The sequence below is a fragment of the Anaerovorax sp. IOR16 genome (genome assembly GCF_017168145.1).
Classification (GTDB): domain Bacteria; phylum Bacillota; class Clostridia; order Peptostreptococcales; family Anaerovoracaceae; genus IOR16.
Genome location: NZ_JADQTL010000009.1, coordinates 896,225 through 913,590 on the forward strand (window position 1 = coordinate 896,225; position 17,366 = coordinate 913,590).

Below are 17,366 nucleotides of genomic sequence, written 5' to 3' on the forward strand. Positions count from 1 at the left end.
TATTTTTGAGTTCATATTTCTACGGATATGAACTCTTTTTTTGTTTTAGTAGGTGGTGAATCCACTTTTTTGTAAGGAGGTTTTATAAAATGCATCAAAAAATAATTGAAACAGTTCGAACCAATAAACCATTGATTCATTGCATTACAAATTATGTAACGGTATTGGATGTCGCGAATATGCTTTTGGCAAGTGGGGGTGCTCCCATTATGGCAGATGACATAAATGAAGTGGAAGAAATCACAAGTATTTGCGGTGGATTAAACATTAATATTGGGACATTAAATGAAAGAACTATAAAATCAATGATTTTAGCCGGAAAAAAAGCAAATGATTTGAAGCATTTTACAATCCTTGATCCAGTTGGTGCCGGTGCGTCTGCATTACGAACGAAGACAACATTTCAGCTTTTGGATGAGGTGAAATTTTCTGTGATTCGTGGTAATATCTCAGAAATTAAAACAGTCGCAAATGGCAGTGGAACGACACAAGGCGTAGATGCCGATATAAAAGATGCAATTACCGAAGAAAATCTTTCGGAAGCCGTTGCTTTTGCAAAAAGTTTAAGTAAAAAAACAGGTGCAGTTATTGCAATCACCGGAGCAATTGATCTTGTTTCAGATGAGAAAACGACGTATGTGATTCGAAACGGACATCCAATTATGTCTCAGATTACCGGAACCGGCTGTATGCTGACCGCTGTCATTGCCGCTTATGGAGTAGCAAATCCAGATCGAATTTTAGAAGCTACGGCAGCAGCAGTATGTGCCATTGGGCTTTCCGGTGAAATTGCCCGGGAAAAAGTGGAGGAAATAAAAGGTGGAAATGGCAGTTTTAAAATCTTCTTTATGGATGCTATGAGTCAAATGGATGATGAACAATTGAGGGAAGGTGCAAAATTTGAAATTCGATAAAAAATCATTGCTCCTATATGCGGTTACGGATCGTTCTTGGGTTGGCAGACAAACCTTTTTAGAGCAAGTGGAAGAAGCGTTGGCTGCTGGGGTTACTTTTTTACAATTGCGAGAAAAAGAAATGAGTGATGAACGATTCTTATCAGAGGCAAGTGAAATAAAGAAATTAGCAAAAAAATATAATGTACCATTTGTTATAAATGATAATGTACAAGTAGCCCTTCAAAGTGATGCAGACGGCGTACATGTGGGTCAAAGTGATATGGAAGCTGACAATGTGAGAAAACTCTTGGGAAATGAAAAAATTTTAGGAGTTTCAGTACAAACGGTTGAACAGGCAAAGGTTGCAGAACAAAGGGGTGCGGACTATCTTGGTGTTGGAGCCGTGTTTAACACATCTACCAAAACCGATGCGGCTGACGTTTCATATATGACTTTGAAAGAAATATGTAAAGCTGTTTCGATTCCGGTGGTTGCAATTGGCGGCATCGATTCGAATAATGTAGGCCAGCTTGCAGGGTCTGGCATTGAAGGAATTGCGGTCATTTCCGCACTCTTTTCCAATGAAAGCATTCGTGAAGCTGCAAAATGTTTAAAGAAAGAAATTGAGGCGATTGTTTGAAATGAATAAACCAATGAACATGAACGGTGTTATTTTTGATATGGATGGGACACTTTTGGATTCTATGCCGATATGGAACAATGTAGCATCTTCCTATTTAAGAAAAAAAGGTTACGAACCTGAGCCAAATCTTTGGGAAGCATTGAAATTTTTAAGTCTTTCACAAGGCGTTGCTTATATAAAAGAGAAGTATCTTTTACCGGAAACGAACGAAGAAATTGAAACAGGAATTAATCAGACGATTGAATATAGTTATTTTAATAAAATCCCATTAAAAGCAGGAGTAGAGCCATATTTGCAAATGCTTCATAAGTATCGCATTCCAATGTGCGTTGCAACCGCCACAGATAAATATTTGGCAGAAGCTTCTTTGAAACGATTGGATATTTTGCAGTACTTTAAAGGTATTCTTACCTGTCAGGAGATTGGCTGCGGCAAGGATGACCCAACCATATTTGAATCTGCTAGAGAGCTGCTTCAGACAGATAAAAAAAGAACGTATGTTTTCGAGGATGCACTGCATGCAGGTATTACAGCAAAAAATGCAGGCTTTAAGGTAATTGGTGTTTATGAAGAAAGTGCGAAGGATGATTGGGAAGAACTAAAAAAAATTGCGGATCAAAGTATTCTTTCTATGGAGGAATTGGTATGAATACAGCATTGACCATTGCCGGGTCTGATTGCAGTGGTGGAGCCGGTATTCAAGCAGATATAAAAACCATGACTGCACATGGGGTTTATGCAATGAGTGCAATCACCGCATTAACTGCACAAAACACGACCGGAGTGCAAGGTATTTTTGAATGTACCCCTTCTTTTTTGGAACAACAGCTGGATTGTATTTTTACTGATATTTTTCCCGATGCCGTAAAAATAGGCATGGTCAGCAGTATAGCTTTAATTTCTGTAATTGCAAATAAATTAAGTCAGTATCACGCAAAGAATATCGTTCTAGATCCAGTAATGGTCTCTACGAGTGGAAGTAAGTTGTTATCCGATGGTGCTATGGATTCAATGATAAATTTGCTTGCGCCGTTAGCAACCGTTCTTACTCCCAATATCAGTGAAGCAGAAGTATTAAGTGGAATTGCCATTGAATCCCCATTCTTAATGGAAAAAGCAGCTCAAATCATTTCAAAAAAATGTGATGCAGCTGTTTTAGTAAAAGGTGGACATAGTGATAACAATGCAGATGATTTATTGTATTTTAATGGACAAATGGAATGGTTTAAAGGAGAAAAATTAAAAAACAGCAATACACATGGGACCGGCTGTACTCTTAGCTCTGCCATTGCCTGTGGTCTTGCTAAAGGACTTTCTTTAGAGGAAAGTGTGAAAAAGGCAAAGGAATACATATCGGAAGCAATAAAAGCAAATTTAAATTTAGGAAAGGGAAATGGTCCTTTAAACCATTGTTATAAGATAGGAGAATAAAATGAGAAACTATGCAACACAAATGGAGGCTGCTCGAAAAGGCATCATTACGGAACAATTAAAAAAAGTAGCTGAAAAAGAACGTATGACTGTAGAAGAACTATTACCCCTTGTCGCATCGGGTAAGGTTGTAATCTGTGCAAATAAAAATCATAAATGTCTTGATCCGGAAGGAATCGGATCCATGCTTCGTACGAAAATTAATGTAAATCTTGGAGTATCGCGTGATTGCAAAGATTACGAGATTGAAATGGAAAAGGTGATGGAATCGATAAGACTTGGTGCTCATGCGATTATGGATCTATCTTCTCACGGCGATACCATTCCATTTCGAAGAAAGCTGACGTCGGAATGTCCGGCTATGATTGGAACTGTTCCGATTTATGATTCTGTCATCCATTATCAAAGAGATTTGGCAACGTTAACAGCAAAGGACTTTATCGATGTCATCCGACTTCATGCAGAGGATGGCGTAGATTTTGTAACATTACATTGTGGGATAACTCGAAAAACAATTGATCAAATCCGAAAGCATAAAAGAAAGATGAACATTGTATCTCGTGGGGGTTCTTTGGTTTTTGCATGGATGTGTATGACCGGAAACGAAAATCCATTTTATGAGTATTATGATGAAATTTTGAAGATTTGCAGAGAATATGATGTGACCATTTCTTTAGGAGATGCTTGCCGCCCAGGCTGTCTGGCTGATGGTTCAGATGTTTGCCAAATTGAGGAATTGGTTCGGCTTGGCGAATTAACAAAGCGAGCATGGGAGCAGGATGTCCAAGTAATGGTAGAGGGTCCCGGACATCTGCCGATGGATCAGATCGAAGCAAATATGAAAATTCAGCAAACCCTCTGCATGGGTGCCCCTTTTTATGTACTTGGTCCAATCGTAACGGATATTGCACCGGGTTACGACCATATTACCGCAGCAATTGGTGGTGCCATTGCCGCAGCTTCCGGAGCGGCTTTCTTATGTTATGTAACACCTGCGGAGCATCTTGCTTTACCGAATGTAGAGGATGTAAAGCAAGGTATTATCGCATCAAAAATAGCGGCGCATGCAGCAGACATTGCAAAAGGCGTTCGTGGTGCAAGAGAACTGGATGATAAAATGGCAGATGCCAGACGTGCTTTGGATTGGGAAGCGCAATGGGAGTGTGCAATCGATCCTGAGATAGCAAAAAGCATTCGTGAGGAAAGAAAACCGGAACACGATGATACTTGCTCTATGTGTGGAAAGTTCTGCGCGGTAAGAAGTATGAATAAAGCACTTTCCGGAGAATACATTGACATTTTGTAAATAAAAAAGATTTGTAAAGAATAAAAGATCAGACTAAAAAGCTCCATTCAATCGTTTCGACATCAACCTTATCGTTGCTGTGTTTGATAAATGGAGCTTTAACAATTTGTTTTACGACTAGTTTTTCGTGAATAAATCTATATGCTTAGAAATTATTGGAATCGATTCAGATAAAAGGTCCCAATGTTCTGCAATTCTTTCTTCGATATCCACCAAATAATCATAGTGTAGCTTTTCAATTGGACAGCCTTCAAAGCAAGAGCATGCGTCTGCTTTAAACACCTCACAGCCTTGGAATGGATTTGCCGTTCCAAGATAAAGATCATTATACGAATCCACATAAAGCATTCGTCCGCCATAATTATTTGGATTACATAAGCCTCTTAAAGTGATCCATTCGAAATTGATGCCATCGTTTGATGCATAAACATCAAATCCGATTGGGTATTTAAAGTGATGCAGTATCCATACAATACTTTCATAGATTGAAATAAGAATCTTTGTTTTTTGTGTTCCAATTAAATTTTCTATTTCGGTTTTGTTTGCTAAAATTACGGAGAGGATCACTTCCATATTACTGGAATCATCAAACGTACTGATGAGCAATTGATGATTAAATTCTTGTATCTGCCATGCATATACATTGAATGGATTATTAAATCCCGAACCGAGTCCTGACAAGCTTTTTTTTCTTTCGCCTTTTGATGGGGTAGAAGGAGAAAGCGGCATTCCGCCAACAACCAATTCCCAATTGTCATCTTTGTCAATTCGTATTAGATCGCAGCCCAGTGGAATGAGCCATGCAAATGGTAATTCTTTGGTTGCACTTACATAAAGATAATTGCTGAATTGACCAATACTTAAGGTATATTTGTTTAACGAATCCCCAAATCCTTTATCAACGATTAATGTCCAATCATTTATTTGAGGTTCATGGCCATTTGTTCTCCAAATTTGAACACCATCACTGTTTGCGGTTGCAACGTATATTTTATGATGGAATACTGCCATATTTGTTATCTGTGAATGTGGATTGTATTGAGGATCAAAGCCTGTGGCTGATGGATCAATTACGACTTCCCAATCAAAAAATTCTGGGTCATGACTGCGGTAAAGTAGTGGAAAAACACTTGAACTGAACTCATTGATTGGTGCAACGTATACATGATTATGATGCGTAATCGTAGCTCTTGTTGAAGTTCCTGGAAGTTGGTACATCTGAACAAAGAACCAGTTTACACCATTCGTAGATTTCAATATTTGCATCGAAACACCTGAGCCAACAGCTGCCGCATAAATACAAGGAGCGCCATTAAGTGGGTTATCTTGTATCATAAAACGAAACCCTGAGAGTTTAGATCCGGTTTCTGCCCGAAATACTCTTTCCCATTTTTGGGTTCCATCTTTTTTATATCTCCATATTTCTGCTAAATCATCTACTGGATTGTTTGGTTTAATGAGATGCGGTATTTGTGCAGATGGTTCAAAGCTTTTAATTATCGAATAAGGAATATTTCTTCCGGTACCGATATAGATATAATCGTCTAATTCACACATAGACCAAGCATAATTGTTTTGTCTTGCGTTGTTTAAATCATTATAATCAAACCCGTTTAATGGGGTTATTTTTTTAAATTCATACACGATGTGATTCCCCTTTCAAGGTACTAATAATGTATGCAAATATTGATAAACTAGACACTGTTGGAAAAAATTATGATATAGTTACAGTATAGAGAGATTAAAATATTTAAAGAAAGTAATTTGGATTTGATTAAAAGTATTAATATGAAGCAATTGTTTATTATCATCCTATAATCTAAGAAAATTTGAAAGAAGAATGATGGAGATAATTATTTCTTTAGGGGTGAGAGTGAAAATTGGGTTGGAGAATATTGGGTAAAAGGTTGTATTACTTTTATTGATAAAGGAAAGAATATGGAATGTAAAACCTATAGTATGCGTTCCGGAGGTTCCGGATCTATAGTTAGTTCGGATGAAATAATACCTGTAAAGATAAAATTGGATGATCATTTTGAAGAATTTGAGTTAGAACCGGGTATATTTAATAAGATGTGATTTGTTAGCAATTAGGAGGATACAAGATGGACATGCTGGAAATATTAGATCAAAAATCATTTGTTGTAGTCGGTGATACATTGAATGAGAAAAAATATGCCTATAAAATTAAAAGTAGTTTATTAGAACGTGGTTATAAAGCTTTTGGTGTTGGAAAAAAAAAAGTCCATTAATGAGATTGCAGAGGAGATTGATATTATTGATCTTTGCATCAATCCCATAGACGGATTAAAGATAATTAAAGAATGTGAAAAATCATTCAAATGCATTGTGATTCAACCTCATGCAGATAATGATGCACTTTTATCTTATTTGAATGAACAAAATATCCCGTATATTCAGGGTTGCTTATTGGCTGCTTTAAAAATTTATCGATAGAGTCCGATTATATAACATTGATTTCCGCAAGTAAAATCAAGCAATGCAATTTCCATTACACTATAATTGTTACAGGGTGATTGAAACGAGGTGAGTAGAACGAATGTACGAGTGGCATAAGCAGATCCAAATAATCGTTGATGAAATTGACGAGTGTATCAGACATCATCACGATGAAGCATTAACGCTCCGGTTTCTTTCTCACAAGTTGGGTTATTCTGAATTTCATACTACCAGAAAATTTAAGGAGATATCTGGTATGAAGTTTAGGGATTATTTGCGGCTTAGAAAGTTAGCCTTTGCACTAAAAGAGATTCGGGATAGTCAAAAAAGTATTTTGGACATTGCTTTTGATTATGGTTTTTCATCACATGAAGCGTTTACCAGAGCTTTCAAGGGATCCTATGGTGTAACTCCAAGTGAATACCGAAAAAAGCCTAAGCCTGTCGTTCTTCGTACAAAAATAAACCCTTTCGATCGCTACTTTTTAGGATTTGGAGAGATAGGTATGATGAAATCTACAGATGATGTTAAAATTTATTTTGTAACCATTCCTGCACACAAATTTTTGCACATTAAAAACTATGAGAGTAATGGGTATTGGGATTTTTGGCAAAAGCAAAGTCTTATTCCGGAGCAGGACTGCGAAACAATTTGCGGATTACTCGATAGTATCAAGGGCAAATTGGATGACGATGGTGGGAGCGAATCTAACAGCGGCAGTGGTCAGATTATGGCATACATTAATGACCCGGACGGCAGACTCTGCGATTGGGGTATTCCACGTACAGAGTGTTATGGTGTACGTCTTCCTTTTGATTATAAAGGCGATGTACCACCACAAATGCTTATGATTGATGTTCCTGAAGCGGAGTATATTGTTTTTGAACATGGGCCATTCGATTATGAGCAGGAAAATCGTAGCGTGGAGGAAAAGATTGAAAAGGCAATGGCAACTTTTGATTTTGAAAGCACGGATTACTGCTTTGACACTTCCCCTGGTAGAATAATTTACTTTTATTTTAATCCTGAACGGCATTTTAAGTATATCAGACCAGTGCGAAATTCATAATCGCTGGTTTGTTTTCACGACAGCAATCTTAATAATAGCGAAACAGGGCAACTCCGTTTGGGGTTGTCTTTCGTTTATTCGCAAAGTGTAAATTTTTCTCCCTAAGATAGATATATTGCTCCGAAAACTCTACGGTTCGTTGATTGATTCCGCTTTCCATTCATTGCTATACTATTAAATGGACGTAAATGGTATTCGTTTTGAAAGAGAGGTATATTCTTATGGATCGACAAAGCCGTAAAGAAAAAATAGAAGAATATAAGCAGCGGAAAGTTATAGGTGGCGTTTATCTAATTAAAAACACTGTGAATGGAAAAAGCCTTCTACAAAGTTCAACTGATCTAGCAGGAAGCAAAAATAGATTTGAATTTTCTTGTCATACAGGTAGCTGTATGATCTATAAGTTAAAGAAGGACTGGGAGGAATTCGGCAAAGATGTTTTTGTTTTTAAGGTATTAGAAGAACTTACTAAAAAAGAGACACAGACTCCAAAGGAATTTAGTGAGGATATAAAAACATTAGAAGAAATTTGGATGGAAAAGCTTGACTCTGGTATACTGTATTAAAGAAGGGGTATTTGATAGTTATGAAAAAGATAGAGGCTTTTTTAGATGAAACAGGAAAAATTGTTAAACTGCCTGCAAAAGATGAAAAAAAGCGAGAAGTATTGCAATATCTTGCAACGAAATTTTCGTGTGATATAGATTATACGGAAAAAGAAGTAAATTCAATCATTGATCGGTGGCATACTTTTGGGGATTATTTTTTGCTGCGGCGAGAGCTCATTGATTGCCATTTTCTATCAAGAACATGGGATGGCAAAAGATATTGGAAAGAGAAATCAGATGATTAAAGAAAAAAGAAACGTTTAAATTTTATATAATAAAGGTAGAAAGGGGTGAAAAATATGGATTGTAAAAAAGTAGGAAGTTTAATTTATACATTAAGAAAAGAAAAAGGAATGACACAAAAAGAAATTGCAGACCTCATGAATATTAGCGATAAGACAATCAGTAAATGGGAACGAGGCCTCGGGTGTCCAGACGTTTCATTGCTTTCTGCATTATCAAAGATACTTGGTGTAAATATTGAAGAAATACTGTTGGGTGGGGTTAATCCCAATGATATTGTAGGAGGAAATATGAAAAGGATTAAATTTTATGTGTGTCCGCAATGCGGTAATTTATTAACTGCTACAGGAGAGCCGGTTGTTTCTTGCTGTGGAAGAAAGTTAAATGAATTAACTGCAGAAAAAGCCAATGAAGAGCATAAGTTAAACATAGAGCATATTGAAGATGAATTATACGTTTCTGCTGAACATGAAATGACGAAAGATCATTATATTTCATTTGCGGCATTTGCAACAGGAGATAAGGTTTTCCTTGTAAAACAGTATCCGGAATGGGGATTGCAATTCCGACTTCCGAAATTTGGGCATGGTAAATTATTTTTTTACTGCACCAAACATGGGTTATATTATCAATTGATCTAAAATAATGGAGTTCAATTAGAATTGGTTAACTATTTCTTATAACTTATTTAAAGAGGATAAAAAATATCAAAATTAAAATAAAAAAATAAGTTGTATTCTTTTAATTTTAAGCGTAAAATATTAATGCTTGTGAGATAAAAATGACGACTGGGTGATACGAAAAACGTTACCCAGTTCTTTTTTTATGTTAAAGAAACTAAGCTTGTTTGTAAATAAATGAAATAGATCAAACAAAGTTGATTTCATTCGTGTATAATTGAATATGCAGAAAAGCTAAAGTAAGGATTAAATGGTGCAATATATGAAAAAATATTTAAAAATGCGTATTAGTTTAATTATAAGTTTAATCATTGTAGTAGGATTCATATCAGTTTCTTTAATTAATTATTATACCTATGGCAAGGTGATAAAAGATGATATTAAAAATATTTCTAAATTAACCTCCACAAATATATATTCTGATATTAACAATGAATTAACGAAACCAATCTTTGTATCATTAACCATGGCAAATGATCATTTTTTAAAAGATTGGTTATCGGATGAACAAACCTCACTTAATGATGAAGCCTACATAAAAAAATTGCAGGACTTTCTGATTGGAATCAAACTCAAATATAATTACAATTCTGTCTTTTTGGTGTCTGCACAAACAAATAATTACTATCACTTTGAAGGCATACACAAATCCATTTCCAAAGACAATGAGCATGATCAATGGTATTATGCCTTTATCGATGAGAATGAGTTTTATGATTTGGATGTTGATACGGATGAAGCAGCGGACAACACCTTGACCGTTTTTATTAATTGCAGAATCGAAGACGACAATGGTTCTTTAATGGGTGTAGTCGGTGTCGGCGTTGAAATGAATGAAGTACAAAATATTCTTAAAAAATTTGAGGATAACTTTGATTTAGAGGCTTGTTTAATCGATCACGATGGCTTGACTCAGGTACATACTCATAGTAAATTCATTGAACGTGTAAACATGTTTAATGAACCGGTCATCAATCAATTTAGGGATCAAATAATAGAAAACAAAGAATCCATGGAAACATTTCAATATCAACAGGAAAAATTAGATGGTTATTTAATTACTCGTTATATTCCAGAGCTGGACTGGTATTTAATGATTAAAAAAGACACATCCATACTAAAAAAGTCATTTCATTCTCAAATGGCAAGTGACTTTTTCATTATCCTATTGGTTATTCTTGTTTTGATTTTACTAAGCAATAATTTGATTCGCCGATACGAACGGCAGATTACAGAACTAATCAAGATTGATCAACTGACACGATTTCCAAATCGGAGAGCTTTTGAGGAGTCGATTCAGGATGCATTGGAACAGTTTAATAAGAACGAACAAACATTTACTGCCTTTGTATTTGATGTAGATAATTTTAAAAAAGTAAATGATACACATGGACACATCTTCGGCGATCAAGTACTTGCGCTGATTGGAACATTAACGAAAAAAAGATTGGGAAGTGCAGCTATAGTAACTCGATGGGGCGGCGATGAATTTGCAGGCATTATCTATGCATCTAAGGAACAGGCTGAAAAGATAGGATCGGACTTAATTGCATACATTGATTCGGTAAAAGAACTGAAGGAATATGGTATCACAATTAGTTTAGGGCTGACTGAGGTTCAAAGTCTTGATACTCCGGATTCTTTGATGATTCGTGCAGATCAAGGATTATATGAAGCGAAAAATAACGGGAAAAATCAATCATATATGATTTAAGGAAGGTGGAAGAAAATTGAAAAGTATTAAACCAGGTAGAGGACCGTCGATGATGGGTGGCATTGCTTCTGTTGCAGTAGGGATCTTTGGTGTGTTTTGGACAATCGGAGCCGTTAATATGGGAGCGCCTTGGTTCTTTGGATTGTTTGGAGTGGTTTTTATCTTTATTGCTATTACGCAAGCAATTTATAATTTTAATAATGCAACAAGTAAAAATCGATTTTCGGAGTTTGATATTGTGGATGAGTTCGAAGAAACAGACCCAATGCAGCAGTACATAAGTCATAAAATGACAACTAAGAGCAAGTCTGAAATTAATTCAATGAAACAAAATATGGGAACAGAAGAAAGCGGAAATGAAATTGCGTTTTGTCCATATTGTGGAACTAAGGTAAGTGTTGATTTTGATTTTTGCGGTAAATGTGGAAAGAGACTTCCAGATTAATTTGATTTTATATTCAGGGGGAATAACTTATGAGTTTACAAAATGAATCGGTAATTTCTATCAAAGACCTGAAAATGAACTTTGGGGATAAACAGGTTTTGAAAGGAATCAATCTTGAAATACAGAGTGGACAAATTATCGGATACATTGGTCCTAATGGTGCAGGGAAAAGTACGACTGTAAAAATTCTATTAGGAATCTTAGAAGGATTTCAAGGTGAAGTGAAGGTTTTTGGGGAAGACATCTCAACCGGCAGTATCAAATATAAGAAAAGAATCGGGTATGTTCCTGAAACGGCTGAATTGTATGATACCCTTACTGCACAGGAGTATCTTACCTTTATCGGAGAAATATATGGTATGGACTATTCCAAGGTTTATAAAAAGGCAAAAAAATTGATGTCTTTATTTGGAGTGGAGGAGTTTTTTCATACCAGAATTTCATCCTTTTCAAAGGGTATGAAGCAAAAAGTATTGATTATTGCAAGCCTTCTGCATAATCCTGATATCTTATTTTTTGATGAGCCTTTAAGTGGGTTGGATGCAAACAGTGTAATGATTTTCAAAGAAATTATTACAGAACTTGCGGAGCAGGGAAAAACTATTTTCTACTCATCACATATCATGGAGGTCGTCGAAAAAATCAGTGACAGAATCATTCTGATTAAGGATGGCGAAGTCATAGCAGACGGTACATTTTTGGATTTAAAGGAAAAAAACAGTGAGGGTTCCCTTGAAGAAATCTTTAATCAACTGACGGGATTTAATCAATACAAAGAAATCGCTCAGGCGTTTATTTCTGTTTTAAATGAGGGGTAAAATGAAAGAATTTGCTATTTTAAAATTTTTAGATAAGATCAGTTCTATTTTTCAAATGAATGGAATTGACTATCCGATTATGAGAAAGATTTTACAAATTAAATTTACAATGGATGAGAGAAGAGTCCCAACCATTATGATGAATGAAAAGAAGCAAGCCGAGAAGAATACATTTCGGTCTGCTTTAATCATTTATGCAATCATGGGGATTGTAATAGGAGTTTTCATGTTTTTGCCATTGCCGTTATTTTATAAAATGAATCTTATCACTGGTATGATTCTTTTTATGCTTATGACGAGTATGATTTCAGATTTTTCTTCGGTGCTTTTAGATGTGGATGATAAAAATATTCTTTTACCGAAACCAATCAATGCCAAAACGTTAAATACAGCAAAATTAATACACATTATTGTCTATCTTTTCAGCATAACAATGGCAATCTCAGGAGGATCGCTTGTTTTTGGGCTGATTCGTTACGGCGTTGTTTTTTTTCTTCTTTTATTGTTAGAAATTATACTGCTTTGTGGTTTTGCAATTTTATTTACCGCACTTTTCTACTATGCAATTCTAACTATATTTAGTGGTGAAAAGCTAAAGGATATCATAAATTATTTTCAAATTGTTTTAGTTACTGTTATGACAATTATGTACCAGCTAATAGGACGTATCTTCGATATTTCAAATTTGAATCTAAATGTTACTCCGCATGTATGGGATTTTTTCCTTCCATCAGCATGGTTTTCGGCTCCTTTTAAGATTCTGATAGAAATGGATACTAGTTGGCATTACCGATCGCTTAGCCTTATTGGATTGGTTGTTCCTTTAATAACCGTAACGCTATATGTCAAGGTTGTTGCACCTCGTTTTGAAAAAAAATTGCAGAAACTGAACAGCGGCGGCAGCGTCAGACCAATAAGTTTACGAAAAGAATCGTTTCAAAGAGCTGTTTCTAACATCATTTGCAGCCATCCGATTGAAAAAGTATTTTTCAGATTTACATTGCAAATGATGGGCAATGAACGAAAATTAAAACTCAAATTATATCCGAATCTGGCTTTTGCTGTGATTCTTCCACTTATTTTTTTACTAAACTTTTTCAATAGCAATCAATCATTTGCTGAGTCATTTTCAGAAATTGCAAATGGGAAATACTATCTTATGCTATACTTTTCCGTTGCTTTTCTTGATTCCTCCTTTTCAATGATAAACTCAAGTGAAAATTATAAGGGAGCATGGATTTATAAGACTCTGCCTATTGATAATCCCGGAATGGTAATGAGAGGCGCATTTAAAGGGTTCCTGTATCAATACATTATTCCGGCTTATTTGTTGATTAGTATATTATTTATAGCTATATTTCGATTGAGAGTAATTCCTAACTTGATCTTGATTTTTCTTAATCTATTGCTGCTAATGATTGCATTTTTCCTGTTTTCACAGAAGGAACTGCCTTTTTATAAAGATTTCAATATACAGAATGGAAACAATTTGCTTAATGTAATGCTTTCGTTTATCTTTTGTACTGTCTGTGCTTTTGTTCATTATGCTGCAGTTGCATGGATTCCTTACGGGTTAGCAATTAATATCGGGATTTCTTTGGTGTTAATCGTTCTTCTATGGCATTTCAGTTTTAAAATTTCATGGAAGGATATTATATCAGTCTGATTCTATTAACGAAAAAGCGTTCAAGGTACTTACTTAATTATGAAGGAGGTAAATGATATGAAGAGAAATATGGTGAGGATTTTATTCATTGTAATTTTATTGATTCTACAGGTAATGCCTGCTGTGAGTTATGGCGCTGAAAGAACTGTAACTGCGAAACTTCCCACATTTAGAGTGCAGATAAACGGTACTATTGTAGACAGTACCATTGCAGAGTTTCCCTTACTTGTATATAAAGATATTACATATATGCCGATGACATATGATTTCTGTAATTTGATCGGATTGGAAAGTAGTTGGACGAAAGAAGAAGGATTGAAGGTTTCAGTTAGAAATAATGATGAAATTCCAACAATCACTGAGCCCCAAAATCATAAAAAAAATTCATCAAAGGTAACTGCGTCTGTTGTAGAAACGCCAGTTACCATAAATGGTAAATTAATAGATAATAGTAAAGAAAAATACCCATTTTTGAGGTTTAGGAATATAACATATTTTCCTTTAACATTTAAATTTACAACAGAAGCGTTTAATATTTATAATAATTTCAATGATGGTATTGGACTTCAGATTTATTCGGAAAACAAATTTTTTTATAAATATTATCCGAATAACAGCCAAAAGCAATATACGGATTTCAGAGTAAGCAGTATTTTGTTTGAAATGGCAGCGATTACTATTTCAGATGGCTCAGATAAATATCCTTCCAATAATATGGCATTATATGAATCGCATTATTGTGGAATTCCAAGATATCCGGAGTATGAGGGAGTAAAATACTATGGATATTTGCTTAATGAAAAGGGTGGTTTAAAAGTAAATACAGATTCAAAACTTACACCGTTTGGATTTTGCACCACTGTAATATCTGATCTAAAAAATCCTGTGGTGGAGGAAATTGAGTTGTTATAACTAAAAAAGGGAAATTATAATAAGAGAAAATAAGTTATAATGATTTATCTTTAGACGGAATAATGTCAGTTTAATAAGTGAAGCACAATTGATTGATTTTTAAATAAAAACAGTTAATATGAAAATTATGTAAATTACGGTTGAATAAGTTTAGTTTCTGGCGTAAAATGTAGTTGCACGGAAAATGATTAGACAACTGGGTAATGCGAAATAGTGTTACCCAGTTATTTTTTTGGGATTAAAAAGTTACCCTCATTTAAAATTGGAGCGTAGAGAGGGGATAAGGTTTATTGTTGGGGAGTAAGTACGGGTTATAGGAATAACACAAAGTTGGAATATAGTTTAATATGAGTATAGGCTATAATCTAGAGAATGATATAAAAAAAGTAGAATATGATACAATGAACCGTATCATAAATAAAAACATACGTTTTAAATTACATTGTAAAATTAGGGGTTTAAGGCATTTGAACCGTATGTTTAGGCGTGTGTTTTTGCATTGATACGGTTAGATGAGAGAACTTAACATAATACCATTTTGGACATAAATGAGGTGAAAATGGATAGAGTAAAATTTTATTCGGAATACGATATGGCTTCTGGCTGGGAAATTAATAAAGTTATTGAAAGAATTAATGACGATTCTATTGATAAGGAATGGACTTTAGAAGATGTAATTGAGTTTTTTAACATTTTAAAGTACTTGCAAGTAGAAAGATTTGCAGATTATATACAGGAAAAAACTAATGTTACTTGCACAGATTACATTAAGAAAATCAAAGCTAAAATTGGAATGTTCTTAGGTGCTAATAAATCTGTTATCATTTCGAAACATGAGGAGATTGATATTATTGGAACTGATGATTTTCTAGAAGTAATCGAAAAATATGGAATCTATAAAGAAATTCCTAGTTCTGAGTTTAAGATTTTCTTAAATAAAGATAACGTTCCACTTTACATTGTTTTGAAATATAAGAAATTAGTTGAGTACTTTGATGATATTATCAAGGATAAAATAATAAGTGATTCCTATAATGCTGAAACAATACTTTCAAGGTTTTTAGATGATAAAGGTTTATATTTACCACCGTCTTTAACAGAAAAAGATATATTGAAGCTAATAGATGACTATATTGAGTTGGATGCAGAAAGAGTCAATATAAATGTTCTAAGGAAAATTATTCATTTTCCTGTCGGTGTAGGTTTAAATATAACTGACAAGATACGATTACATGCAACTAGGAAGGAAAAAGAAGAGTCGGAAAAAATATTTGGCCAAGGGACTGGTATTGAATCAAGCGTCTCTGTAAGTTACGAAAAAGGTCTAGATGAGGCAATAAAATTTGATACAAATGGTAGTGCGACGAAAGTGTCTATTGTGGTTAGTCGAGATTGGATTGAAAAAAATAAGGATTATCCGACACTTTGGAACAATTTTATATATCTATTTGGAATAGTTGATAGTAAAGCAAGACTTACTATGGTATCAAAAAAGAATGAAGTTAGTGCTTTGGCATCAGCCTTTATGCCATCGGGAACCCATCTCTATAGAACTTCATTTATATTTGGCTTCAAAGAGATGGTTGCCAATGCACAATTATATAGTTATATTCAAGTTCTAAATGTTCTTGGTATAAGAGTTGAGAATATGATTGAATGGTTCTTTAATAGCTATTTAGCAGACGAATTTTCAATTACTGATTTCATTATAAAATTACCTTCGGATTCATCTTCTTATTTTGAAAAATGTAGAACAATTCTACCTGAGATAGATAGAATATTTAAACAGTATAATGTGTTGATAGAAGATGGTGAAATTGACCAAGAACTAATTCAAATATCGTCCTCAAGTGTAAAAGTAAATGAAGTGAAATCATTCATATCACGAAAGTATGCATATCCCATTGGCGAATGGTATCAGACAGCTACTTTTCTCTTATTCTCAGACCAAAGTAGTATTTTTTATCTACCTGATAAAGATGAAAAGTTTAAGAACTTTCTAGAATTAATTGTTCGTGATAATGTGAGTAAAAAAGATTTTCAAGAGTATCAAATCCAAAGAATGAATTGGTTATTTGACAATGGGATAGTTTTTGAAAATGAAGAAGGATTTATAAAGATTGTTGATATCAAGACTATTTTCATCTTAAAAGAGTTATACAATGAAGATGTCTTAAACTATTTCCGTTATGAATCTGACTTAAGGGAAATAATTGATTCTTTTGAGGAAAATGAAATTGTAAAGTTTGAAAGCTCGTTACTTACTAGAAATGAACAAGACTATCTTGATTTCTACTTAAATAAGTCAAAGTTTACAAATGGGTATGACATTAGGAATAGTTATCTTCATGGTACTAATATGAATGACGAGAGGAAGTATGAATCAGACTATTATTCAATACTTAAGTTACTTATAATAATTGTACTAAAGATTAATGATGACCTATGTTTAAAAGAAATGTTGGAGGAATAAAT

Annotated in this window: 19 protein-coding genes; 18 read left to right on the plus strand and 1 reads right to left on the minus strand. The window is 34.4% G+C overall.

All coding sequences use genetic code 11. The annotated features are described in order from the left end of the window. Positions 1–89: 89 nt before the first annotated feature. From thiM to thiC, 5 genes are read left to right on the plus strand one after another with little or no spacing between them, the layout of a single operon-like run. Positions 90–914 (plus strand): hydroxyethylthiazole kinase, encoded by an 825-nt coding sequence (gene thiM / locus I2490_RS08010; RefSeq protein WP_206459203.1) that lies wholly within the window; start codon positions 90–92, stop codon positions 912–914. Next, the gene (gene thiE, locus I2490_RS08015) at positions 892–1,536 is read left to right on the plus strand and encodes a thiamine phosphate synthase (RefSeq protein WP_334300399.1); all 645 of its coding nucleotides are present in this window, start codon (positions 892–894) and stop codon (positions 1,534–1,536) included. Before thiM ends, thiE begins: the two co-directional genes overlap by 23 nt. Position 1,537: 1 nt before the next feature. Continuing rightward, positions 1,538–2,188, plus strand: coding sequence for an HAD family hydrolase (locus tag I2490_RS08020; protein ID WP_206459205.1), 651 nt, complete (start codon positions 1,538–1,540; stop codon positions 2,186–2,188). Continuing rightward, positions 2,185–2,970: a bifunctional hydroxymethylpyrimidine kinase/phosphomethylpyrimidine kinase gene (thiD, locus tag I2490_RS08025; protein ID WP_206459206.1), complete on the plus strand. Its 786-nt coding sequence runs from the start codon at positions 2,185–2,187 to the stop codon at positions 2,968–2,970. Before I2490_RS08020 ends, thiD begins: the two co-directional genes overlap by 4 nt. A gap of 1 nt (position 2,971) precedes the next feature. Beyond that, complete coding sequence (gene thiC / locus I2490_RS08030; protein ID WP_206459207.1) at positions 2,972–4,276, plus strand: phosphomethylpyrimidine synthase ThiC; 1,305 nt, start codon at positions 2,972–2,974, stop codon at positions 4,274–4,276. A gap of 117 nt (positions 4,277–4,393) precedes the next feature. Here the strand turns inward: thiC and I2490_RS08035 are convergent, their stop codons facing one another. Further along, positions 4,394–5,920 carry a hypothetical protein gene (locus I2490_RS08035; protein WP_206459208.1) on the minus strand — a complete coding sequence of 509 codons (1,527 nt, stop codon included), beginning with the start codon at positions 5,918–5,920 and terminating at the stop codon, positions 4,394–4,396. Between the two features lie 294 nt (positions 5,921–6,214). Here I2490_RS08035 and I2490_RS08040 point away from each other — a divergent pair, with 294 nt between their 5' ends. From I2490_RS08040 to I2490_RS08095, 13 genes are all read left to right on the plus strand, one after another. Next, on the plus strand, positions 6,215–6,355 hold the full coding sequence (locus tag I2490_RS08040) for a hypothetical protein (RefSeq protein WP_206459209.1): 141 nt from the start codon (positions 6,215–6,217) through the stop codon (positions 6,353–6,355). A 26-nt stretch (positions 6,356–6,381) separates the two neighbouring features. Beyond that, positions 6,382–6,528, plus strand: coding sequence for a CoA-binding protein (locus I2490_RS16620; protein WP_245157112.1), 147 nt, complete (start codon positions 6,382–6,384; stop codon positions 6,526–6,528). Continuing rightward, positions 6,506–6,733, plus strand: a complete 228-nt coding sequence (locus I2490_RS16625) for a CoA-binding protein (protein WP_245157113.1) — start codon at positions 6,506–6,508, stop codon at positions 6,731–6,733. The genes I2490_RS16620 and I2490_RS16625 overlap by 23 nt, the downstream gene beginning before the upstream one ends. 103 nt (positions 6,734–6,836) lie before the next feature. Then, complete coding sequence (locus I2490_RS08050) at positions 6,837–7,805, plus strand: helix-turn-helix transcriptional regulator (protein ID WP_206459210.1); 969 nt, start codon at positions 6,837–6,839, stop codon at positions 7,803–7,805. 221 nt (positions 7,806–8,026) lie between these two features. After that, positions 8,027–8,371, plus strand: a complete 345-nt coding sequence (locus I2490_RS08055) for a GIY-YIG nuclease family protein (protein ID WP_206459211.1) — start codon at positions 8,027–8,029, stop codon at positions 8,369–8,371. A gap of 20 nt (positions 8,372–8,391) precedes the next feature. Next, positions 8,392–8,658, plus strand: coding sequence for a DUF2087 domain-containing protein (locus I2490_RS08060; protein ID WP_206459212.1), 267 nt, complete (start codon positions 8,392–8,394; stop codon positions 8,656–8,658). A gap of 54 nt (positions 8,659–8,712) precedes the next feature. Beyond that, positions 8,713–9,297: a helix-turn-helix domain-containing protein gene (locus tag I2490_RS08065; protein WP_206459213.1), complete on the plus strand. Its 585-nt coding sequence runs from the start codon at positions 8,713–8,715 to the stop codon at positions 9,295–9,297. Positions 9,298–9,598: 301 nt separating this feature from the next. After that, the gene (locus I2490_RS08070; protein ID WP_206459214.1) at positions 9,599–11,050 is read left to right on the plus strand and encodes a sensor domain-containing diguanylate cyclase; all 1,452 of its coding nucleotides are present in this window, start codon (positions 9,599–9,601) and stop codon (positions 11,048–11,050) included. Positions 11,051–11,066: 16 nt separating this feature from the next. After that, positions 11,067–11,495, plus strand: a complete 429-nt coding sequence (locus I2490_RS08075) for a zinc ribbon domain-containing protein (protein WP_206459215.1) — start codon at positions 11,067–11,069, stop codon at positions 11,493–11,495. Between the two features lie 29 nt (positions 11,496–11,524). Beyond that, entirely contained in the window at positions 11,525–12,313 is a 789-nt protein-coding gene (locus tag I2490_RS08080) for an ABC transporter ATP-binding protein (RefSeq protein ID WP_206459216.1), read from the plus strand. Position 12,314: 1 nt separating this feature from the next. Further along, the gene (locus I2490_RS08085; protein ID WP_206459217.1) at positions 12,315–13,979 is read left to right on the plus strand and encodes an ABC transporter permease; all 1,665 of its coding nucleotides are present in this window, start codon (positions 12,315–12,317) and stop codon (positions 13,977–13,979) included. Between the two features lie 57 nt (positions 13,980–14,036). Next, a complete protein-coding gene (locus I2490_RS08090) occupies positions 14,037–14,891 on the plus strand; it encodes a hypothetical protein (protein WP_206459218.1) in 855 nt (284 codons plus the stop codon). Positions 14,892–15,450: 559 nt separating this feature from the next. Then, positions 15,451–17,364 carry a hypothetical protein gene (locus tag I2490_RS08095; RefSeq protein ID WP_206459219.1) on the plus strand — a complete coding sequence of 638 codons (1,914 nt, stop codon included), beginning with the start codon at positions 15,451–15,453 and terminating at the stop codon, positions 17,362–17,364. Positions 17,365–17,366: the final 2 nt, after the last annotated feature.

What these genes read in the sequence shown, in the direction of transcription:
- I2490_RS08095 (WP_206459219.1), top strand. Translation starts at nt 15,451, where the DNA reads ATGGATAGAGTAAAATTTTATTCGGAATACGATATGGCTTCTGGCTGG.
- I2490_RS08070 (WP_206459214.1), top strand. Translation starts at nt 9,599, where the DNA reads ATGAAAAAATATTTAAAAATGCGTATTAGTTTAATTATAAGTTTAATC.
- I2490_RS08055 (WP_206459211.1), top strand. Translation starts at nt 8,027, where the DNA reads ATGGATCGACAAAGCCGTAAAGAAAAAATAGAAGAATATAAGCAGCGG.
- I2490_RS08020 (WP_206459205.1), top strand. Translation starts at nt 1,538, where the DNA reads ATGAATAAACCAATGAACATGAACGGTGTTATTTTTGATATGGATGGG.
- I2490_RS08085 (WP_206459217.1), top strand. Translation starts at nt 12,315, where the DNA reads ATGAAAGAATTTGCTATTTTAAAATTTTTAGATAAGATCAGTTCTATT.
- thiD (WP_206459206.1), top strand. Translation starts at nt 2,185, where the DNA reads ATGAATACAGCATTGACCATTGCCGGGTCTGATTGCAGTGGTGGAGCC.
- I2490_RS08050 (WP_206459210.1), top strand. Translation starts at nt 6,837, where the DNA reads ATGTACGAGTGGCATAAGCAGATCCAAATAATCGTTGATGAAATTGAC.
- I2490_RS08065 (WP_206459213.1), top strand. Translation starts at nt 8,713, where the DNA reads ATGGATTGTAAAAAAGTAGGAAGTTTAATTTATACATTAAGAAAAGAA.
- thiM (WP_206459203.1), top strand. Translation starts at nt 90, where the DNA reads ATGCATCAAAAAATAATTGAAACAGTTCGAACCAATAAACCATTGATT.
- I2490_RS08090 (WP_206459218.1), top strand. Translation starts at nt 14,037, where the DNA reads ATGAAGAGAAATATGGTGAGGATTTTATTCATTGTAATTTTATTGATT.
- I2490_RS08080 (WP_206459216.1), top strand. Translation starts at nt 11,525, where the DNA reads ATGAGTTTACAAAATGAATCGGTAATTTCTATCAAAGACCTGAAAATG.
- I2490_RS16620 (WP_245157112.1), top strand. Translation starts at nt 6,382, where the DNA reads ATGGACATGCTGGAAATATTAGATCAAAAATCATTTGTTGTAGTCGGT.
- I2490_RS08060 (WP_206459212.1), top strand. Translation starts at nt 8,392, where the DNA reads ATGAAAAAGATAGAGGCTTTTTTAGATGAAACAGGAAAAATTGTTAAA.
- I2490_RS08040 (WP_206459209.1), top strand. Translation starts at nt 6,215, where the DNA reads ATGGAATGTAAAACCTATAGTATGCGTTCCGGAGGTTCCGGATCTATA.
- thiC (WP_206459207.1), top strand. Translation starts at nt 2,972, where the DNA reads ATGAGAAACTATGCAACACAAATGGAGGCTGCTCGAAAAGGCATCATT.